Raw genomic sequence first — 19,669 nt, 5'->3', positions numbered from 1 at the left:
GTTAAGCCCTCCTCAATGCGACGATCGGGTCAAGTTTTGCCGCCTGACGCGCGGGAACCACCCCAAAAATTAGCCCAATGCCACCAGAAACACCCGTTGCCAGCACAATGGCGCTGAAGGGTACGGTAGGTTTTAGAGGGGTAAACACTCCCACCAACACGGCACTACCCACGCCGATACTAATGCCGATGATGCCCCCGGCAATAGAGAGGGTGACGGCTTCAATCAGAAACTGTTGCAGGATGGATTGTTCTGGTGCCCCGATCGCCTTGCGCAGTCCAATTTCCTGGGTGCGCTCTGTCACCGACACCAGCATAATGTTCATAATGCCGATACCGCCCACCAGCAGAGAAATTCCGGCGATGGCCGCCAGCATAATACTCAGCGCTTCCGTAATCTGCCTGAGCAAATCCTGTACTGACTTATTCGCCACAACTAAAAAGTCTTGCTTGCCACGCAATCGGGTCAGAATATTAGTGACTTGGAACGCCGCCGCTCGAATGCTGGCTTGGTCTTTAGCAGAGATCTCAATCTCATCAATGGACATCCCACCGGGAACGCTACGCCCCACCAATTGGTTGGCCATGGTCGTGATCGGAATAAAGGCGTTGACATCCGGATTCACACCCAAAGCAGCCCCTTTGCGTTGTAGCACCCCAATCACCTGAAAACTGCGATCGCCAATCTGAATCTCCTGGCCGATGGGATTGGTGCGATTGAACAATTTCTGGGACAGCTCGGCACCCAATACCACAACCGTTGCATCCTGCCGTTGAGCCACTTCATCCCAAAAGCGACCCGTCGTCATCTGCATATTCCGGACTGGCAGAAAGTCAGGCGTGATACCTTGCACCGTCGCTTTAGTGGTTCGACTTTGATAATTTACCGTCAGACTGGCGGAAATCATGGGTGAGACCAGCTTCACCGCCGGAGCCTGAGCGGCGATCGCCTCCGCATCGGACAACAGCAACTGAGGGGGGTCTCCCGCTCCGACTTCGCTCCCCTGTCCATCCATAAACACGTACAGCAGATTTGCCCCTAAGGATTCGACTCTTTCTTGCGTGAAGGTTTGTGCCCCCTGCCCAATGCCAATCATGGCAACAACAGAGGCATTGCCAATCACAATGCCCAGCACGGTCAGGGTACTGCGAAGTTTGTTAGCAGTCAGGGTTTTGACCGCCATTTTGATGTTTTCTAAAGGATTCATCACAGTCCTGTGCCTTCTGTGTTGTCTACACCTGGGATAACTTGATCCGCAGGGGGGCTAATGAGAATGCGATCGCCAGCGTTTAGCCCGTCTAGTATTTGCGCCTGACTACCGCTCTCAGAGCCGAGGCGAACCACCTGGAAGCGAGGCTCACCGTCTGCATTAACCAGCCAAACTCCCTGCTGTCCATCTTGTTGCGTCACCACAGCGGCCAGGGGCACCACTAAGGCATCCTGGATGGGTTCTCCCATAAATGCCAACTTTACATTCATTCCGGCTTTCAGTTGCTCCAAGCCCGTCTTTAACATCACCTTGACGCGAAAGGACGTGATGTTGTTTTCCTGCACGGCTCGGGGGGCGATCGCCTGCACATGTCCTTGAAAAACCTGATTGGGGTAACTGTCGCTGCGCACCTCGACCGATTGCCCTGGTTTGATTCCAGCAATGCTGGCTTCCGGTACTTTGGCTTCCACTTCCAATCCGCTCGATAATTCGGCAATTGAGGCAGAGGTGGCACCGTCACTGCTGGATGCAGAGGTAGTGGGAGCGACAAAATCCCCTACGTCAGTAAAGCGACGGGTAATGATGCCGCCAAAGGGCGCTCGCACGAGGCTGTTGTCTAGCTGGATCTGAAAGCTTTGGAGTTGAGCGGTGGCTTCCGCGACCTGAGCGCGAGTTTGGGCGATTTCTTCTGCTCGAAAGCCGTTGCGCTGTCGAGCCAGCTCCTGCTGGGCGATCGCAAGGCTAGCCTGGGTCTGGGTCAGATTATCTTCAGCATTGCGGACGTCTGCTTGCGCTTCGTCCAGCGTCTCACGAGAAATAGCCCCTTCCCTTTCCAGGAGTTGCCGACGGTTGAGTTTCTCCATGGCCAGTTGCAGCCGCGATCGCGCCTCTTGCACCTGCGCCTCAAACCGGATTACATCTGCCTCCGCTTTGGCAATCTCTTCCGGACGAGTGCCAGCTAACCGTTCAGCCAACTCCGCCTGCGATCGGGCCAAAATGGCTTGATACTGGCTGACCTGTGCCTGAAGCTGCTCATTGTCCATGCGGGCGATCACCTGTCCTGGCTCAATGAAATCGCCCTCCCGCACAAACAATTCCACAATTCTCCCCTCTGTTCTGGGGCTGATGTTGATTTTGCGAATCGGTTGTACTACGCCATTGACCTTAATCTGCAACTGCAAATCTTGAGACTGTACCAGCACCGTATCGGTTTCAAGATTGGTCTCTGGCGTGGGTTGAGCACGAAAGATGTTGTAGGTGATCGCGATCGTTCCCACAAGCCCGATCGCTGAAATCCCAAGTTTCCAGGGTTTAAGCTTGCTAGCCTTGATCGGCATCGAAGATTGCATAGGCACTACAGAGTACGACTGCAACCAATCTAGTCAGAAAGATGAATAGAGACCTGTAGCTGGAGACATTGATTGGCATGACTCCAGTCATGATGCGATCGCCCCTACCACCTCGCTTAACCGTTTACTAAAGCTGAAACCTTTGTTAACTCAACTATTGACTGAAACCGTTGATCGCTCGGAACCCTCCATCGAGATAGAAAGCTGGAGCAACTCAACCTTGAATTGGGGCGATCGCTCCCCTGCAAAAGACCCATCAACCCTCGAACCCACAGCAAAAAAAATTGCAACAACTGTCTCAACTCCTCCTGAATGCCCAACGACCAAGGTAAGCGGCGGTAGATAACCTTAGTAACCTAGCCGAGGTATCTCAACCGTCCGCTTCATCGACTTGTTAGACGCTGACACAGTAATCAAGTGATGGGAGATCTAGAATTTGTTCCTAGCTCATCTCGTCAAGACCAAAGGTACATCGTAATGACTGATCTCGGATGAGATCTCTGAGACGCAAAGCAATGTCTGGACCGTCAAGAATGGGATGTTCTCGAAAAAGATCACCATATTGGACCTCTGTGAGTTCACATAGTGCTTGAGAGCGCTTCGGTGCAACTTGCTTAAGACGTGCCACATGGTGGGCAGTAAACTTTAAGTTGTACGGGTCAACCCAACCTGCCTGAATGAATGATTGGGTCTTCCTATTGCACCGACAGGGATTTGCCTCATTGAGTAGTCCACACTTCTCGTTCATAAAGCTTGTTAGATCGCGACGTGCTCGTTCGAGTCGCTTGCGAAACGTAGCGGGTGTGATCTCCAAAATTTCAGCAGCCACGGCACTCGGAGCCTCGAAAATCTCACCCAAGACATATACAATGCGCTGTTCGCGGTTCAAGCAAAGAAGCATACCGAGCATACAGCCAACTTTCGCATCCTCTACGACTAATTCTTGATAAGGCTCAAGCTCAACAGGTAGATTGAGCGTCTCAAACGGTATACTATCCAGCTCCTCACCATAGTTATAAAAAGTTGTGATCCGTTGTTCGAGCTTTTTCCTTTTCCCATCCCTGAAGCGATTGACAACAATGCGATACGCCCAGGTTCGAAAAGCCGACTTGCCCTGAAATTGAGATAAACGAGTCACAATCCGAATCCACGATTCTTGTGCCAAGTCTTCCGCATCAATGGGACTCAGGACAAGCCGCAGGGCAATATTGTAGACCCAACGCTGATGCTTCCTAACCAAGGTTGTCAGAGCTGCGGCGTCTCCATTCACAGCCTCGGTACAAAGTTTCATGTCTTCGTCCTGTATAGACTCCATAGAGCCCTTTTCAATAAAGGGGCTGGTAAGAACTTCACTCATTTTGCTACCTCAGAGGATGTTTTAAAAGTCTTTCTGGGTGTATCTCACCACTCTGAGCACCCAGAAGCGGCTACGACAGAATAAGGATTTCAGAATTTTAGAATGAACCACTGATACCAATTTAATATGAAGCTGCACAGGGTTGGCTCTGTCAGACAAGGAGCCTAAGCCTCTTGTTCTATGCAGCTTCACAAAGAATTGGTATGAGTCGGATTAGGGACTTAAGTCGATTCTTTTAAAACACCCTCTCAAACAACTCGAATACCTCCATCTTTTCTATACCAGAAAAAAACGGTTCAAACTCAGGATGACGCTGCATGAGTATGCCGGGAGCGGCCTCATGTATGGTTTTGCTGCTCCAACCAATCAAATCTACAAGGTTTGATTGACTATCAGTGCGGATGCCTGCGATTTGAGGAGAAGCTCCCTCAACATCATGCAGGGCTTCCTGTACCTGCTGTCTTAGTTCAGCAATTCCACCTTCTGCTGTAACTTCGTACGCAGCGATCTCAATGATTGTGCTTGCAGCAAGACGGTTCAATGCTTCAACGGATGCACCCATGTAGTGGGCGAAGTGGCGGATAGATTCGATATTCTGCATAAAAGCGACAAACCGTTCATCACTTTCGATAGTTGAAACTGCTGCCTTGGCTGTAGCCTCTGACTCCCAGAGAATGACATCAGCACGAGAAGCACGGTCATCGAGGCCGCATAGTGCAATGCCACGGACAAATCCTGGCAGGGTGGCAAGCTCTTGGTGAGTATGCTTTTGTAGCGCATCAGATTTTTCAAGCTCCTTAACTGTGAAAACGGCAACTTCGAGCCAGGGTACATTGGGTGTCATCTATGTGTTCCTTCGATGTAAGGTTACATAGAGTTAGACGGGGCTAACTGATCCCTTGTGACAATGCGCTGTACCGTTTGCCAATCTGAAGATACTTGGCGCGTCCCCTAAGAAACTAGATTTTGACTGAGCATATGTACTTATCTCAAAAGTTCAGTTTCTTTCACTCTGAAGGTGTGAAGCGCGTGGAATGCTAATCGGGATAGGGAGAATCCTCACGAATCCCCCCTCCCACACCACCCTGCAAGCGGGTCCGCACAGGGAGGTTCCTTAGAAAGTTTTAGAAATCAAAACCCTCTCGGCTTTTGACCCCCAAAGCTGGCTACACCATTAAGCGCCGTTCCTATAGCTCCCCCGTTCGGGTTCACGCGCAGAACGAGCCCCGGTAGCTCCTCTCTGCTTTCCATGGTTCGGTCCAACACCAGAGTCCGGCCCATTACAGACTGGCGTTTGGCTACTATGGCCTCGGCTGACTTCTGCCCCCTTCTCCGGTTGTTGCCAACCGTCGGGCCGTCTCGATTGCCTTAGGGTTCTGTGGCTTCCTGGCCGTTTCCCGCCAGACCTCAGTCAGACTCCCATCGCGCTCTAGACTGTCAAAGGGGCAGATCTCCCCAGATAAGAACGTGAACTTTCCCTGCACAACCGCGTCATTTACCGTATCTCCTAAACCTTTGGGCTTTGTTGTGTTGTGCCAACTCGCCCCAGAGGCTCGGCCTTCTATGACGTTTCTGTCCGTCGGCTCGCAGTTTTGCCGCTGGCTTCCTTCAGACCCTTCCTCGCGGAAACGCCCTTGCCTTAAGCTAGTCGTTGTCGTCGCTCGGCTCCTATAACTTTCGAGCATTTGGACGCTGGTTCTCCGACAGGGGACTTGCACCCCATGAGTTCACGCCCATGCTGGGCGTACACAAGCCCAATGCACACCCACCGTACAGCAAGTTATCTGTTGGAAGTTCGAGGTTATCTGCGGCGGGTGATTGGGGGCGCTAGACCGCCTGCAATCACCCTGTTTCCTGAAATATCGACTTTGCGTGGAATAAGTGGCACTGCTAAGAGGTAGCTGGAGTGCCTATCGATCAAACTGAGTGCTCAATGGCCTTGACCTGCTGAAGGCTTGTGGGTTGAATAGTTGCCTACGCGCGCAGCTATCCATTCTGGCTTACCCCACCCCTATACCCACAGGAGGCCTTGCGTAGCTGCGTGTTGATTGTCCAGCGCAGCGCTGGACAGATTTTGGAACGTTTCAAGCAACTACGAGATGGCCAACCTGGCAAGCCTTTGAGGTCGACCAGCAGGAGCTGACTCTGCCCGCCGGGGCAGCGGCCCACATTCCCGTCACCGTCCGCTATGTTGACCGGGGCGAAGCCGATCGCGGTACCGTGCTGCTGATGCACGGCATCCCCACCTGGGGGTACCTGTACCACACAGTGATTTCGCCCCTGGTGGCAGCGGGCTACCGGGTGATTGCGCCCGACTTTTTGGGCCACGGCTGGTCAGATCGGCGCGATCGCTTTGACCGCTCCTTCCAGGATCAGGCGAGGATGATCGTTGCCTTCCTTGCCACTTTGGGGCTGGAGCGGGTAGATGTGGTGGGCCACGACACCGGCGGCGCGGTGGCGCTGATTTTGGCGATCGAGCACGCCCCCCTGGTGAACCGCCTGGTGATCACCAACTCGGTCTGCTACGACCGCTTTGACGACGACATGCTCGACTTTGGCCACCCCCTGCGCTGGAAGTCGCGGCCCGTGGAGGACCTAGTGACTGCCCTAGAGGAGAGTCTGGCGGCGGGGCTGTCGAACCCCGGCCAGCTCACCCCCGAGTTTCGCGCCGGGATCATCGCCCCCTGGGCCAGCGAAGAGGGCAAGCTCAGCCTGCTGCGCAACGCCTCGGCGCTGAATGCCAACCAGACCATGGCCCTGGTCGATCGCCACGGCACGATCACCGCGCCCACCCTGGTGCTGTGGGGCATGGATGACCCCTGGCAAAAGGCCGAGGACGGCCAGCGATTGGCCAGCGAGATTCCAGGGGCGCAGTTTTGGGCGATCGCCGGTGCTTCCCACTGGATTCAGCAGGATGCGCCAGAGCGGTTTGTCGAGGCAGTGCTGACGTTTTTGGCGGCGTAGGTTCCCCTTGTCCTAGTGGGCATTGCCCTGGTGATGGTGGTCGCTGCCGGGCACAGCCGATCCCAAAGTCCCTGCTAGCCAGGGCGCTGGCTGCTCAGGCGCGTCTCAGGTTGCCCTCACAAGAGATTCAGGTGGGCAGAGTCTACTGAACTCGATGCGCAGCTCGCTGTAGGGCGGTCGCCCTACCACCGTCTTCGGTGTGGCTCTCCTCCGTCGCAAGCTGCGCCCCGCTCCTAATGATTGATTGCCGTCGCTGTAGTTCTCCAAGGTTGCTATGAAGATTCAATATCTGGCCACGTTTATGGCCGCCGCGGCTCTCACCGTTGGCGCAGTCAGTCTGCCCACCGTAAACTCGGTATCTGCCGCTCCCTGCGCCGGGGCAGCCGGAGTCGCCAACCCCTGTGCCAGCGCTAACCCTTGCGCCGGGGCTGATGTGGTTCGCGCCTCAGAACCGCCCCACCCCCAGGTGTACATCAAGTCAGCCAGCAACCTAGCCATTCGCGGGGCCGACCCCGTGGCCTATTTCACCGAGGGGGTCGCTGTGCTGGGCAACGTCGCCTACTCCTTCACCTAGAATGGAGCCACCTGGCGCTTTAGCAGTGCCGAAAACCGCACCCTGTTTGCCGCCAACCCCGAAGTCTACGCTCCCCAGTACGGTGGCTACTGCGCCAAGGCGATGGCCGAGGGCAATATTGCCTCCGTTGACCCGCGCGTGTGGGAAATTGTCGATGGCAAGCTCTACCTCAACTTTAGCCCCGAGGTGCAGCAGGAATGGGTTCAAGATATCTCCGGCAATATTGTCAAAGCCGACGCCAACTGGCCTGGGGTGCTCACAGTGCAGACTTTCTACGAAAATTTGATCTCCTGGGCACGCTAGGCTCTCATCGCGCCGCTCCTAAGGCCCCAGGCAGGCATATCTCCGCAGACCCAGCCAACCTGTGGGGGTGCTGCTTTGCAGGGGCAACGGCAAAGCATTAGAGAATAAGAACTCACGGCCTGCTTCAAACCCGCAAACCGTGCGACAAAGAGCTTGACAGCTCTGCCTACCTATAGGTAGGATGCTGACATGAAAAGCACCGACACCAAAACCCAGATCCTCGACATCGCCCAAGACCTGATTCAGCGGCGTGGCGTCAACGCCATGAGCTACCAGGACATCAGCGATCGCGTGGGCATTCGCAAAGCCAGCGTCCACACCCACTTCCCCAAAAAGGATGACCTGCTGGTGGCCTTGCTGGATCGCTACAGCGATCGCTTCTTGCGCATTGTGGATGGCGTCTTGGCCTCGGGCGACAATCCAGAGGTGATGCTGAGGCGTTACTGCGGGCTGTTTGAGGCCACCCTCAGTGCTGGAGACCACGACAAAGCCTGCCTTTGCGCCATGCTCGGGGCCGAAACCCAGACCCTGAGCGCTCCCCTGGTAGAAGACGTGCGCGCCTTTTGCCAAGGCAACGAAGCACGCCTGGTGACTATGCTAGAGTTGGGCCGCCTAGACGGGAGTTTCCGCTTTGCGGGGGAAACCCAGGCCATGGCGGCACTGGTGTTTGAGCTGCTGCAAGGGAGCATGCTGCTGGCGCGAGTGCGCGGGGGCGCGGCACAGTTTCACCAGACAGTGGAGCAGTTGATGCGGTTGGTGGTTGGGGGATAGGTGTCGGGTGTTAGGTATCAGGAAATAGCCCAACATCCGATACCCGACACCCGCTACCCAACACCCAAGGGTCATTTTTTTAATTACTCACCTACCTATTGGTAGGACGTTCGTCAACCCTGTTGTTCATTATTAGGAGGTATCGACTATGGCTTACGATTTTGCTGGTCAGACATTGATTGTGATTGGCGGCTCTAGCGGCATTGGCAAGGCCACCACTGAGGCGGTGCTCAGGCAGGGGGTCAGAGCTGTGCTGGTGGGCAAGCGGGGCGATCGCCTCGATGCCGCCGTGGACGAACTCTCGACATTGGGGACGGTGGTGGGCGAGCGGGCCGACATTGCCAACCCCGTTGACCGCGACGATTTGATTGCTTGCCTTAATGCCAAATACAGCGACGCCACGCTGCTGGTCAATGCCGCTGGGGTGTTTTTGCCGAAGGCATTTTTGGAGCACAGCGAGGCTGACTATGACCTGTATTTGGAACTCAACAAGGCGACGTTCTTTATCACCCAGGCGATCGCCCAAAACATGGTGAATAGCGGGCGCGGCGGGGCGATCGTCAATGTCGGCTCTATGTGGGCCAGGCAGGCGGTGCAGGCTACCCCATCCTCGGCCTACTCCATGGCTAAGGCGGGGCTACATTCCCTCACCCAGCACCTGGCGATGGAGTTAGCGGCTCACCATATTCGGGTCAACGCCGTGGCTCCGGCGGTGGTCGAAACCCCGATCTACGAAGGGTTTATTCCCAAAGACCAGGTGCACAGCACGCTGCAAGGGTTCAACAGCTTTCACCCCATCGGTCGGGTGGGCACGCCGGAAGAGGTGGCAAATGCGATCGCCTTCCTGCTCTCTGACCAGGCCGCCTGGGTCACTGGGGCGATCTGGGATGTGGACGGCGGCGTGATGGCCGGTCGCAATCAGTACGTTTAGATAGATGTTTCTGCTATGGCATCGGTACAGGTTTCATCCAACGACTCGCGGTTTGGCCAAGACATTGCCATTCGCCAGTTTCAGCTCACCGCCGACGAGCCCACTAGCCTGGGCGGTAACGACCAGGGGCCAACCCCCACCGAGCTGGTGATGGCGGGCCTGGGCAGCTGCAAGGCGATCACCATTCAAATGTACGCCGAGCGCAAGGACTGGTCACTGGATCGCGTCAGCGTTGCTGTCGAGCCGCAGACCGTTGATCGACAGACGGTGATTCTCGCCCATCTCACCCTAGAGGGAGACCTGAGCGACGAACAGCGCGATCGCCTGCGGGAGATCGGCGATCGCTGCCCGGTCCATCGCCTGCTGGCGGGCACGGTCGATATCCAAACCCGGTTCGCTGCCTCCTACCAAGCGGTGAGCTGCACCTACTACGACGAACTGGAGGCTTTAGCCACCTTGAAGAAAATCGGCCAGGTGATCTACCGCACCGAAGCCGGGGCCGAGATCAGCCGCGAGGGCCGCATCGTCGATTTCTTTTCATTGGCCAAAGTCGAATTTCTCAAGCTCGAAGACGGTACCGCCATTCGCCTTGATCGCCTGATTGAGGTCGACGGCAAACCCGTCCGCTTTAGCGACAGTTAAGGCATCTTCTGAAAAATAATTTCCTCAATGGTGGGCAGTGCCCACCTTACAGCGGCTACAGTCCCTGAATTTAGGCGGGTATCTTTTTTCCTGGAAATCCCCTAAGCATTTAGAAACCGGGTTTCTGAGCATTGCTCAAGCTGCAGGCGATCGCCCAAACGAAACCCGGTTTCACCCCATCCACCCATTCCCCAAGGACAACGCCATGATTCAGCTTTATGGTCACGAAGTTTCCGGCAACAGCTACAAAGTTCGTCTGCTGTTGGAACTGCTCAATGTCGACTACGAGTGGATCAAAGTCGATCTCATGAAGAGCGCCCACAAGTCGCCCGACTTTTTGGCCCTTAACCCCCTGGGCCAGGTGCCGGTCATCGTCGATGGCGAAACGGTACTGGCCGATGCTCAAGCGATCATGGTCTATCTGGCCCGCCAGTACGGCGACGAGCGGTGGCTGCCGCTGGAATCCCTGGAGCTGGCTAAGGTGGTGCGCTGGCTTTCTACCACTGCTGGGGAAATTCGCCAGGGGCCAGAGAATGCGAGACTCTACCATTTTTTTGGAGTGGCCAATATCAATATCGAGCGATCGCACCAAAAGGCCACCGACATTCTTACCCACCTCGACCAGCACCTCAGCGATCGCCAGTGGCTGGAGTTTGAGCGCCCCACCATCGCCGATGTGGCCGTGTTTCCCTACGTGGCCCTGGCCCGCGACGGCAAAATCGAGCTGGAAAAGTACCCCCACGTGGTGGCCTGGATCGAGCGGGTTAAACAGCTACCAGGGTTTATTCCTATGGCGGGAATTTAACCTATGGCAAATCCAGGCTGGCCCCACACTGCATCGCCCTTCCACGAAGGCGAGCGCTCCATCCACGCCCGGTTCGGCATTCTAGAGCGCATGGATCGCCAGGGGCGACGCATCATTCGTGACTATATGCCTGAGCAACACCGGCAGTTCTTTGCCCAGTTGTCCTACCTGCTGGTGGGCACTGTAGACGACAACGGCCAGCCCTGGGCCTCAATTGTGGTGGGCGAACCGGGGTTTGTATCCTCCCCCAATGAGCGCATAATACACATTGCCGCCCAGCCCCTATATGGCGACCCGCTGCACCGCACCCTGATCGAAGGAGTTGGCATTGGCCTTCTAGGCATCGAGCTACCTACCCGCCGCCGCAACCGGCTGAACGGCACCATCCAGAGCGTGAATTCCCAAGGAATTTCGGTGGCGGTGGGCCAGAGCTTCGGCAACTGCCCTCAGTACATTCAGGCACGGCGGTTTGATCTGCAAGGGTTTGACCCAGCAGAGCCAAAGCTGGTGCAATCGCTCACCACTCTCGGCCCCGTCGAACAGGCCATAATTGCCGCCGCCGACACGTTCTTTATTGCCACCGCTTACCAGGCGACCCCCGATGCTGCTAGCGGCGTCGATGTCTCCCACAGGGGCGGTCATCCCGGCTTTGTGCGCATCGATGATGCCCAGACCTTGACCATTCCAGACTTTTCAGGCAACGGCCACTTCAACACCTTCGGCAATCTGGAACTCAACCCCCACGCCGGGCTGCTGTTCCTCGACTTTGAGCAGGGCGATCTACTCTACCTCACTGGCACTGCCGAAGTGCTTTGGGAGGGCGATGAAATTGGGCAGTACCCCGGTGCTGAGCGCCTGCTGCGCTTTTACCTCCACCGGGGCGATCACATCGAAGGCAGCTTGCCCCTAGGCTGGTCGGCCCCAGAGATATCGCCATTTTTAGACGCCACCGGCCCTTGGCTAACGTGACTAGCCCACGATTCAAGGATTAGATTTCAGCAACCCAAAACCCGAAACCCGTAATCCCTCTTCCACAGATAACCCATGAAACTCCACACCGACTATAGCCAGCGCGTTGTCATCAACACCCCCGATCTGCCCTGGATCGAATCGCCCAGGCCCGGTGTACATCGCCGCATGATTGAACGCGACGGCGACGAAGTTGCCCGCGCCACCTCTGTCGTGCGCTATGCACCAAGTAGTGCCTTTTCACCCCACACCCATGGCGGCGGCGAAGAATTTTTCGTGCTGGAGGGGGTGTTCTCCGACGAGCACTGTGATTACTCAGCGGGCACCTACGTCCGCAACCCGGTGGGCTCGACCCACACCCCCTCTAGCCGCGAGGGCTGCACGATCCTGGTCAAGCTCTGGCAGATGGCTCCAGATGACCAAAAGCGGGTGGTGATAGATACGACTCAAGCCCACTGGCTACCGGGTCTGGTTAAAGGGCTGGAGGTGATGCCCCTGCACAGCTTCGGCACTGAGAATGTTGCCCTGGTAAAGTGGGCACCGGGCACGGTGTTTCAGACTCACCGCCACTGGGGTGGCGAAGAGATCTTTGTGCTGGCAGGCACCTTCGAGGATGAGTTTGGCGTTTACCCGCAGGGCACCTGGCTGCGCAACCCATGTAGCAGTCGCCACAGCCCCTGCAGTCGAGAGGGCTGCGTGATCTATTTGAAGACGGGGCATTTACCAACTTCGGCAAACTCTCTATTGAGAGCTATATAGGGGAGATAGGGTTGTTAATCCATTAGATCAGAATGGGAGCGGCTTTGCCCTCCTGGCGGTAATGCTGGCACAGGGAAATGCCGTCTTCTCCGGGCAGCATCCAGTCGAAAATGAGCAGATCGTAGTCTTTTTCACCCATCAGCCAGCGGGCGGTGGTGCCATCTTCAACCGCATCGACCACATGGCCAGCGTGGGTCAACGCTGCCTGCAGGGGTTCACATTGTGCGGGGTCGTCTTCGACCAGCAGGATGCGCATGGGCGAGAGATCCAACCAGGGGGGAGTTACTAATTATGGAGTTTAGGGAGTTGGGCGAACGGTGGAGGCGTCGAATTCGCCGTTCTCGAATTCACCGGTCATGGTGATGCGATCGCCCACCGAAACATAACTGGCGGTGTTGTCACCGTAGACAGCCCAGGTATCGACCCGCAGAGTGCGATCGCCCGTATTCAGCTGAAAGCCATCTTCCCATACTCGTTCAACGGTTCCGCTGTAGGCGTTGGAATTAGGGCCAGGATTGGGATCTGCCGCTGGAGCCTCCGACGGCACCTCCGTTGTTGAGACGGCACTGGTAGAGTCAGAGCCCGATCCTGTGATGATGGAGGCATCAAACTCGCGACCTTCAAATTCGCCTGTGATGGTCAATTCATCGCCGATGGTGACATAGCTGGCGGTGCTGTCGCCGTAGACATCCCAGGCATCGACCCGCAGGGTGCGATCGCCTGTGTTGAGTCGAAATCCATCTTCCCAGACTCGTTCAACGCTGCCGGTGTGGGTGGTTTGGGCATGGCTGAGATTGGGTAGCACCAGTGCGGCCCCAATCCCACCGGCCACTAGGGCACCTATAACAATGCGATTCATCGTCAATCTCCTTGAGGTAAGCGAAATGATTTAACCGAGTCAGGGAACAGGACTACCCTATAAACGAACCATGACTAAAAAATGACAGCTTGATCAGCGGAGATGGCTGGGTGATTGTGGCCACTCCGAGCAGTCCATGTCGGAGGACTGCGCGTTCAATCTGAATTGAGCCATAGGTTAGCCTTGGGGGAGCTAGAGGCCTTAGCCCTAACGCTGTTTTCCCAAGCCTATGCACTTTTAGATCATCTAAAATCACGTTCATCAGCCAGGCAAATGAGGCTCATTACTTTTCTATTACGCTCTTCTTGGGTAACGGTTGCGATCGCCAGTTTGGCCGGAGCCTTGAGCGGCGCAGGCAGCGTATTGCTGATTGCCTCGATCAATGCGGCCATCAGCACCCCAGGCCAACAGCCTAGCGGTGTGTTGGTGAGGTTTATGGGCCTGGCTTTGATCACTTTGCTGGCGGGCAGTGGTTCACAGATTTTGCTGGCCCGGCTGTCTCAGCAAGCGATCTACAAAATGCGGTTGCAGCTCAGTCACTGGCTTTTGTCCTGCCCATTGCGGCGGCTGGAAGACTTGGGTGCAAGCCGCCTGTTAGCGTCCCTGACCGATGATATTGATGCCATTTCTGCTACGGTTTTTAACCTTCCCCTGTTGCTGGTTAACGCCGCGTTGGTGATTGGATGTTTGGGCTATCTGGCCTGGCTATCAGTCAGCATCTTTTTGATCACGTTAGTCGTGGTTGGGTTTGCTATTGCCGTCATTCAGGTGATGCTCAACTATGTATATGCGTTATTGAAACTGGCTCGAAATCAGAAGGATCTGCTGTTTAAGCATTTCCGCTCGATCACCGATGGGGTCAAAGAGCTAAAGCTCAATTCATCCCGGCGATATGCGTTTCTTGATGAAGAACTAGAGGTGACGGCGGCCACCTTTCGAGATTACGAAGTGCAGGCCGAAACCGTTGCTGTCTTTGCCCTCAACTTTAGCAGTCTGCTATTTTTTGGCATTCTCGGATTTTTAGTCTTTGGATTGCCGCAGCTGACTGAGATTACCACCCCGGTGCTGTCAGCTTACGCGCTCACCATTACCTATCTGGCGCGACCGATTGAAAGCATGATGTCTGTGCTGCCCGTTTTGAGCCGAGGCAGTGTGGCCCTCAAAAAAATCGACGAACTGGGCTTGTCTCTCACAAGTCAGACCGAAACAACCAGCGCTATGGTGCGATCGCCGCGATCGCTCGCTCAGCAGATCGAGCTAGACAATATCACCCACACCTACCACACCGATCGCGATGGGCAATTCACTCTAGGGCCAATCAGTCTGTCGTTTAAGCCCGGTGAACTCGTCTTTATCGTCGGCGGCAACGGCAGCGGCAAATCGACCCTGGCTAAGCTGATCGCCGGTCTCTATGAGCCAGAATCTGGCACGATTCGCTGGGACGGAAAGGTTGTGGATAGCGGTAGCCTGGATGCCTATCGTCAGCTATTTTCTGCGGTATTCTCAGATTTCTACCTGTTTGAGCGACTGCTGGGTCTACAGCTGCAAAATTTAGACACCCAAGCCCAGCACTATCTACAGCAGCTTCAGCTCGACCATAAAGTTCAGGTCAATCAGGGTATGCTTTCGACCCTTGATCTATCGCAGGGCCAACGCAAACGCCTTTCCCTACTGACGGCCTATTTAGAAGATCGACCCGTTTTCCTATTTGACGAATGGGCGTCTGATCAAGACCCCTATTTTCGCGAGATTTTCTACAAGCAAATTTTGCTGGAGCTTAAACAGCAGGGCAAAGCCGTCCTGGTGATTAGCCACGACGATCGCTATTTTCACCTGGCCGATCAGCTGATTAAGCTGGAGTATGGCCAGCGGGTTGACTGACGTAAAGCCAGAGGCTGACTTCGGGAGTGCTGGGGGTGGTCAGACCGTGGGCTGAGCCACCGATGGCAGTAGCGTCAAAGACATTAGTGAGGAACTGAATGGTGCGATCGGCCCCATGCACTATTTGTTGCTAGTATGCGACTGTAGAAAACCACTCCTATGGGGTCACAATAGACGCCTCGACAGGGATAAGATTCTGTTTCTGCCTTCTGCTCTATGACGACACCACCCTTCACCACGCGCCTGAACACCCCAGCGGATCTGCCGGTGATTGAGGCAATGTTGTTTGAAGCCTTTTTTTGGAGCCCCACCTACGAACGGCCTGCCCTTGAGGAATTTCGCCAGCAGCCTGAGTTTCAGAAATTAGTGGCTAACTGGGGACGACCGGGGGATCGGGCGGTAATTGCCGAGGTGCCGAGGCAGGCGGTGGGGGCCGCCTGGTATCGGTTCTGGACTGAGAGCTGTCATTCCTACGGCTTTGTGAATGCGGCTACCCCTGAGGTGGGGATTGGGGTGCACCCTGACTACCGGGGGCGTGGCATGGGTCGAGCGTTGTTGCGCCATCTGCTGTCGGAGGCCCGCCGCAGTGGGGTGCCTGCCCTGAGCCTGAGTGTAGATCCTCAAAATGTGGCGAGACAGCTGTACGAGTCGGAGGGATTTGTGAAGGTCGGAGAGTCGGGTACCTCGTGGACACTAACTAGGATTGAGGATCGAGCGTCTGTCTGACCATTGCTTTAAAGTCGTCTAATCCAGAGCGTTCGGCAAACTCAGCGATGCTGACTGTTGAGGCACTATGGTGTTCCACTATGTGGTCGGCCATAGCGGGCCAGACGGTGCCGCCGCTGCGCGCGCAACTAGCCGGGTTGCCCCCTAATTGTTCAGTGCTGCGCTGGACAAATTTTGGAACGTCTCACGAAAGAGCCGCCGAGGGAGATTGGGAGGCTACTTGAGGCGCGGGCAACTAGCCGTTCTACGTCTTGGCAGGTGCTGAGCCATAATCACTAACAACATAGCTAGCTCTACGGCAACAGCATGGCGGCCCCACCTGACGACCTCACCTTCTACCGCTACAAACGCACCAATAAGGCCTACACCGACGACCTGGGCAATGGGGTAATGCTGACGCTGATGCTGATACCTGGCGGGGAATTTATAATGGGTTCCCTAGAGGGCGACCCACAGAGCAGCGATCATGAGCGCCCTCAGCGCCTGGTGAAGATGCCCCCGTTTTTGATCGGGCGCTATCCGGTGACCCAGGCCCTGTGGCGGATAGTGGCAGGGTATGCCCAGGAAGATAAAGACCTTGAGCTCAATCCGTCTCGTTTCAAGGGCGATGATTTACCCGTGGAGCAGGTGAACTGGCACGATGCCACTGAGTTTTGTCAGCGGCTCTCGGCCAAAACTTCAAAAAATTACCACCTGCCCAGCGAAGCCGAGTGGGAATATGCCTGCCGGGCTGAGACAACTACAGCCTACTACTTTGGCGATCAGCTCACTGATGAGGTTGCGAACTACCATAACAAAGTTGGCCGAACCACACCGGTTGGGCAATACCTGGCTAACCGCTGGGGGCTGCACGATATGCACGGCAACGTGTGGGAGTGGTGCCAAGACCACTGGCACAGCAACTATAAAGGTGCCCCCACCAACGGCAGCGCCTGGCTAGAAGGCGGAGATTCGGATCTACGAATCCTACGCGGCGGCTCTTGGCTATTCAATCCGTGGTACTGCCGTTCCGCGTACCGCAACAACGCCGGGCCTGGCTTCCGCTATTACCTCAGCGGTTTTCGGGTTGTGTGTGCGGTCCCCAGGGATCTTCAGCCGCCCACAGGATAGCCCTTGCCCTTTACTCTTTTTCTCTTTTGCCCTCAGAGAGAAAAATACGGCTTGCTTCCCCGGTGCGTCAGCGCCTCGAATTTTTGACCCTTCCCTTCCGGTCTGGCTGTGACCTTCTGCGTGAGGGTTGAATAGTTGTCTGCGCGCGCAACTAAACAATCGGGCTTACCCCACCCCTACCCACAGGAGACCCTGCGTAGCTGCGTAGTAATTGTTCAGCGCTGCGTAGGACAAATTTTGGAACGTTTCACGAAAGAGTTGCCGAGAGGGATTGTGATGCTTCTTTGAGGCGCGGGCAACTATCCTGGGCTACACCCATGCCCGATCGAGGGCTACTCCCAGTCGCTGGGGTCTCAGCTTTCCTGGGGAAAGAACACTCCACCGTAATTTTGAGGTTGGCGTCAGCTTTGCTCTTGGTGGCATAGGACGCCCCAGATTCTCCAGCGACTTTCACCCTAAATTCGAACGCTACCTTATCGACTTTGGCTCCGGCAATCTGCCTAAACGCATTGAGGTTGTAGCTGGTGTTTGCCTAGGCGACACCAGTTTTTCTAGCGATCGCCGTCTTGGCCTTTCCCCATCGGCCCTGATTGCGCTGACTCTGGGGATTGGTTCATTGATTGACTTTCCCGTTAGGATTTTGCTCTCGCAGCTAGTACTAAAACATTAACTGTGCTGAGCACAGTTAATGTTTTGGCCATCCCTAAGTGCAAGCCGTCATCTATGCAATTGCGCCACTCTAAAAGAACAGCGCGACACTGCAAGCAAGTCAGCTCGTTGAGTAATTGGCACACGCCAGTTGCAGTCGCAGGATAGGTGATTACCGTCAATCCCGGCGATGGTGAGATGCCCCCATCAAGGTAGGCGATAAACCCGTAGAGTTTTTGGTTTGAGAAGGAGCTATTGATTGCCCACCCATCCGGGTTTAGGGGGGTGAGTTGGGCGATCGCAGTTGCCTCTAAACCTAACTCTCGGTGGAGGATCGCGATCGCAGCGGCTTCTGGCGTTTGCCCTACCAAACGTCGTCCCCCCGGAAAATCTAGTGTCACCTGCCCCACCCCAGGCCGAAAGCTGGCGGGGGGCAGCAAAATATGAGACTGGCCCAGGTGATCCTGTTGAATGGGCAACACAATGACGGAATCGGTCTTCTCAATGCGCCAGTATTCCAGCCGTTGTCCTTGGGTATCTAGCCAGTGCTCGCCGATCAACGTCATCCAGCGAGAGTGGAGTTCTAGAAAGCGGTCTTGAACTTGCCAGGGGGGTTGCGCATCAGGCGGCATGGGTATCCAAGGGTTAGGGTTAATGACTTAGAGCCACAGGCGGCACTGCTAACGGATCGCCAGGATTCACCTTATGCCACATGGCTGTACTGAGGTAGCGCTCCCCCCCACTGGGTTGGATGATCACAATGCGTTGGTTGCGGTAGCGATCGCGCTGCCCCAGGTGCAGCCCGGCATAGACCGCCGCCCCGGTAGAAATGCCGCTCAGAATGCCTTCACTCTGGGCCAACTGCCGCCCGATTTCATAGGCTTGGGCTTCGGTCACAGGGATAATTTCGTCGATCAGATCGACCCGCAATACATCGGGCACGAACCCGGCCCCAATGCCTTGAAGGTCATGTTCCCCGGCGGGCTGACCACCCAACACCGCGCTGGCCGTCGGCTCGATCGCCACGATGTGCAAGTGCGGATTGTGTTGTTTGAGATAGTGACTGGCCCCGGTGAGGGTGCCGCCAGTGCCCACGCCCACGACTAAAACGGCGAGTTGGCCATCGGTATCTTGCCAGATTTCAGGGCCGGTGGTTTCGTAATGAATTTTGGGATTGGCCGGGTTGCTGAACTGATGGGGAGAAAAGGCATTGGGCACTGTGGCCAGCAGATGATTGGCGTGGGCGATCGCCCCCGGCATATCTGCCTCCGCAGCGGTCAAAATCACCTCGGCTCCGTAGGCTTGGAGCATCTGCTGTCGCTCGCGGCTCATGTTGGCGGGCATGGTCAAAATCAGCTGGTAGCCCTTGGCAGCACAGACCATCGCTAGACCAATGCCCGTATTGCCAGAGGTGGCCTCTACGATGGTCGAAACTCCAGGCTGTATCAAACCGGCCTCCTCGGCCTCCAGGATCATGCTGGTGGCAATGCGATCCTTCACCGACTTGGCCGGATTCATTCCCTCCAGTTTCAAGACAATTTCTGCGACACAGCCAAACTGCTGCGGCAATCGCTGGAGCTGGACTAGCGGTGTGTGACCAATGGTGGTCGTAAGTAGGGAGTTTGAATTAAACGTAAGATGGGAGGGTTAACTAGAAAGCCCCCTTATGCCCGCCCCATTGCGTATCATTTTGACCGAGGAGGAAGACCGTACCTTAAGTGAACTGCGGCAAGCTCAGACAGTTCCTTATCGGACCCGTGACCGTGCGCATATGCTGCGCTTGAATGCTCAAGGGCTGAACGTGCCTGCTA

19 protein-coding genes and 3 pseudogenes are annotated in these 19,669 nt (G+C 55.7%); 12 read left to right on the top strand and 10 right to left on the bottom strand.

What is annotated here, in order from left to right; translation table 11 throughout:
- Position 1 precedes the first annotated feature (1 nt).
- The 4 genes from IQ273_RS10635 to IQ273_RS10620 form a co-directional block, all read right to left on the bottom strand.
- Positions 2-1,207, bottom strand: a complete 1,206-nt coding sequence (locus tag IQ273_RS10635; protein ID WP_194023151.1) for an ABC transporter permease — start codon at positions 1,205-1,207, stop codon at positions 2-4.
- The gene (locus tag IQ273_RS10630) at positions 1,207-2,559 is read right to left on the bottom strand and encodes an efflux RND transporter periplasmic adaptor subunit (RefSeq protein WP_228052767.1); all 1,353 of its coding nucleotides are present in this window, start codon (positions 2,557-2,559) and stop codon (positions 1,207-1,209) included. Before IQ273_RS10630 ends, IQ273_RS10635 begins: the two co-directional genes overlap by 1 nt.
- A gap of 442 nt (positions 2,560-3,001) precedes the next feature.
- Complete coding sequence (locus tag IQ273_RS10625; protein WP_194023138.1) at positions 3,002-3,916, bottom strand: RNA polymerase sigma factor; 915 nt, start codon at positions 3,914-3,916, stop codon at positions 3,002-3,004.
- Positions 3,917-4,151: 235 nt separating this feature from the next.
- Positions 4,152-4,760, bottom strand: coding sequence for a hypothetical protein (locus tag IQ273_RS10620; protein WP_194023137.1), 609 nt, complete (start codon positions 4,758-4,760; stop codon positions 4,152-4,154).
- A 1,295-nt stretch (positions 4,761-6,055) separates the two neighbouring features.
- Between IQ273_RS10620 and IQ273_RS10615 the strand changes: the two genes are divergently transcribed.
- The 9 genes and pseudogenes from IQ273_RS10615 (at position 6,056) to IQ273_RS10580 (ending at position 12,634) form a co-directional block, all read left to right on the top strand.
- A complete protein-coding gene (locus tag IQ273_RS10615) occupies positions 6,056-6,880 on the top strand; it encodes an alpha/beta fold hydrolase (RefSeq protein WP_194023149.1) in 825 nt (274 codons plus the stop codon).
- A 274-nt stretch (positions 6,881-7,154) separates the two neighbouring features.
- Positions 7,155-7,454: a hypothetical protein gene (locus IQ273_RS33620; protein ID WP_228052765.1), complete on the top strand. Its 300-nt coding sequence runs from the start codon at positions 7,155-7,157 to the stop codon at positions 7,452-7,454.
- 12 nt (positions 7,455-7,466) lie between these two features.
- Positions 7,467-7,757 (top strand): annotated as a pseudogene (locus IQ273_RS33615) (YHS domain-containing (seleno)protein); the annotation flags it as partial.
- Between the two features lie 189 nt (positions 7,758-7,946).
- Positions 7,947-8,528: a TetR/AcrR family transcriptional regulator gene (locus IQ273_RS10605; RefSeq protein WP_194023136.1), complete on the top strand. Its 582-nt coding sequence runs from the start codon at positions 7,947-7,949 to the stop codon at positions 8,526-8,528.
- 148 nt (positions 8,529-8,676) lie between these two features.
- Entirely contained in the window at positions 8,677-9,459 is a 783-nt protein-coding gene (locus IQ273_RS10600; protein WP_194023135.1) for an SDR family NAD(P)-dependent oxidoreductase, read from the top strand.
- Positions 9,460-9,474: 15 nt separating this feature from the next.
- Positions 9,475-10,101 carry an OsmC family protein gene (locus IQ273_RS10595; RefSeq protein ID WP_194023134.1) on the top strand — a complete coding sequence of 209 codons (627 nt, stop codon included), beginning with the start codon at positions 9,475-9,477 and terminating at the stop codon, positions 10,099-10,101.
- Positions 10,102-10,306: 205 nt separating this feature from the next.
- On the top strand, positions 10,307-10,906 hold the full coding sequence (locus IQ273_RS10590; RefSeq protein WP_194023133.1) for a glutathione S-transferase: 600 nt from the start codon (positions 10,307-10,309) through the stop codon (positions 10,904-10,906).
- Between the two features lie 3 nt (positions 10,907-10,909).
- Positions 10,910-11,875, top strand: coding sequence for a pyridoxamine 5'-phosphate oxidase family protein (locus tag IQ273_RS10585; RefSeq protein ID WP_194023132.1), 966 nt, complete (start codon positions 10,910-10,912; stop codon positions 11,873-11,875).
- A gap of 75 nt (positions 11,876-11,950) precedes the next feature.
- A complete protein-coding gene (locus IQ273_RS10580) occupies positions 11,951-12,634 on the top strand; it encodes a cupin domain-containing protein (RefSeq protein ID WP_194023131.1) in 684 nt (227 codons plus the stop codon).
- A 25-nt stretch (positions 12,635-12,659) separates the two neighbouring features.
- Here IQ273_RS10580 and IQ273_RS10575 read toward each other — a convergent pair.
- Both IQ273_RS10575 and IQ273_RS35365 read right to left on the bottom strand, forming a co-directional pair.
- Positions 12,660-12,890 (bottom strand): annotated as a pseudogene (locus IQ273_RS10575) (response regulator); the annotation flags it as partial.
- Positions 12,891-12,932: 42 nt separating this feature from the next.
- Complete coding sequence (locus IQ273_RS35365; protein ID WP_228052757.1) at positions 12,933-13,493, bottom strand: hypothetical protein; 561 nt, start codon at positions 13,491-13,493, stop codon at positions 12,933-12,935.
- A 273-nt stretch (positions 13,494-13,766) separates the two neighbouring features.
- Here IQ273_RS35365 and IQ273_RS10565 point away from each other — a divergent pair, with 273 nt between their 5' ends.
- A complete protein-coding gene (locus tag IQ273_RS10565; protein WP_194023129.1) occupies positions 13,767-15,374 on the top strand; it encodes a cyclic peptide export ABC transporter in 1,608 nt (535 codons plus the stop codon).
- Here IQ273_RS10565 and IQ273_RS10560 read toward each other — a convergent pair.
- Positions 15,343-15,495 (bottom strand): hypothetical protein, encoded by a 153-nt coding sequence (locus tag IQ273_RS10560; RefSeq protein WP_194023128.1) that lies wholly within the window; start codon positions 15,493-15,495, stop codon positions 15,343-15,345. The genes IQ273_RS10565 and IQ273_RS10560 overlap by 32 nt on opposite strands.
- Positions 15,496-15,590: 95 nt before the next feature.
- Here IQ273_RS10560 and IQ273_RS10555 point away from each other — a divergent pair, with 95 nt between their 5' ends.
- Together IQ273_RS10555 and IQ273_RS10550 are read left to right on the top strand one after the other, a co-directional pair.
- Positions 15,591-16,100: a GNAT family N-acetyltransferase gene (locus tag IQ273_RS10555; protein ID WP_194023127.1), complete on the top strand. Its 510-nt coding sequence runs from the start codon at positions 15,591-15,593 to the stop codon at positions 16,098-16,100.
- Positions 16,101-16,406: 306 nt separating this feature from the next.
- Positions 16,407-17,210, top strand: coding sequence for a formylglycine-generating enzyme family protein (locus tag IQ273_RS10550; protein WP_194023126.1), 804 nt, complete (start codon positions 16,407-16,409; stop codon positions 17,208-17,210).
- A gap of 247 nt (positions 17,211-17,457) precedes the next feature.
- Here IQ273_RS10550 and IQ273_RS33605 read toward each other — a convergent pair.
- The 3 genes and pseudogenes from IQ273_RS33605 to cysK form a co-directional block, all read right to left on the bottom strand.
- A pseudogene (locus IQ273_RS33605) lies at positions 17,458-17,724 on the bottom strand (CU044_2847 family protein); the annotation flags it as partial.
- 118 nt (positions 17,725-17,842) lie between these two features.
- Positions 17,843-18,490, bottom strand: coding sequence for an NUDIX hydrolase (locus IQ273_RS10545; protein ID WP_228052756.1), 648 nt, complete (start codon positions 18,488-18,490; stop codon positions 17,843-17,845).
- 19 nt (positions 18,491-18,509) lie between these two features.
- A complete protein-coding gene (gene cysK, locus IQ273_RS10540; RefSeq protein WP_194023147.1) occupies positions 18,510-19,460 on the bottom strand; it encodes a cysteine synthase A in 951 nt (316 codons plus the stop codon).
- Positions 19,461-19,669: the final 209 nt, after the last annotated feature.

Origin of the sequence: Nodosilinea sp. LEGE 07298, from assembly GCF_015207265.1 — a bacterium.
GTDB lineage: Bacteria > Cyanobacteriota > Cyanobacteriia > Phormidesmidales > Phormidesmidaceae > Nodosilinea.
The sequence above is the reverse complement of the archived record's forward strand: the minus strand, read 5'-3'. Positions and strand labels throughout refer to the sequence as shown.

Coding starts and splice junctions, on each gene's coding strand:
- IQ273_RS10635 (WP_194023151.1), bottom strand. CDS start 1,207: ATGAATCCTTTAGAAAACATCAAAATGGCGGTCAAAACCCTGACTGCT.
- IQ273_RS10630 (WP_228052767.1), bottom strand. CDS start 2,559: ATGCAATCTTCGATGCCGATCAAGGCTAGCAAGCTTAAACCCTGGAAA.
- IQ273_RS10625 (WP_194023138.1), bottom strand. CDS start 3,916: ATGAGTGAAGTTCTTACCAGCCCCTTTATTGAAAAGGGCTCTATGGAG.
- IQ273_RS10620 (WP_194023137.1), bottom strand. CDS start 4,760: ATGACACCCAATGTACCCTGGCTCGAAGTTGCCGTTTTCACAGTTAAG.
- IQ273_RS33620 (WP_228052765.1), top strand. CDS start 7,155: ATGAAGATTCAATATCTGGCCACGTTTATGGCCGCCGCGGCTCTCACC.
- IQ273_RS10605 (WP_194023136.1), top strand. CDS start 7,947: ATGAAAAGCACCGACACCAAAACCCAGATCCTCGACATCGCCCAAGAC.
- IQ273_RS10600 (WP_194023135.1), top strand. CDS start 8,677: ATGGCTTACGATTTTGCTGGTCAGACATTGATTGTGATTGGCGGCTCT.
- IQ273_RS10595 (WP_194023134.1), top strand. CDS start 9,475: ATGGCATCGGTACAGGTTTCATCCAACGACTCGCGGTTTGGCCAAGAC.
- IQ273_RS10590 (WP_194023133.1), top strand. CDS start 10,307: ATGATTCAGCTTTATGGTCACGAAGTTTCCGGCAACAGCTACAAAGTT.
- IQ273_RS10585 (WP_194023132.1), top strand. CDS start 10,910: ATGGCAAATCCAGGCTGGCCCCACACTGCATCGCCCTTCCACGAAGGC.
- IQ273_RS10580 (WP_194023131.1), top strand. CDS start 11,951: ATGAAACTCCACACCGACTATAGCCAGCGCGTTGTCATCAACACCCCC.
- IQ273_RS35365 (WP_228052757.1), bottom strand. CDS start 13,493: ATGAATCGCATTGTTATAGGTGCCCTAGTGGCCGGTGGGATTGGGGCC.
- IQ273_RS10565 (WP_194023129.1), top strand. CDS start 13,767: ATGAGGCTCATTACTTTTCTATTACGCTCTTCTTGGGTAACGGTTGCG.
- IQ273_RS10555 (WP_194023127.1), top strand. CDS start 15,591: ATGACGACACCACCCTTCACCACGCGCCTGAACACCCCAGCGGATCTG.
- IQ273_RS10550 (WP_194023126.1), top strand. CDS start 16,407: ATGGCGGCCCCACCTGACGACCTCACCTTCTACCGCTACAAACGCACC.
- IQ273_RS10545 (WP_228052756.1), bottom strand. CDS start 18,490: ATGCCGCCTGATGCGCAACCCCCCTGGCAAGTTCAAGACCGCTTTCTA.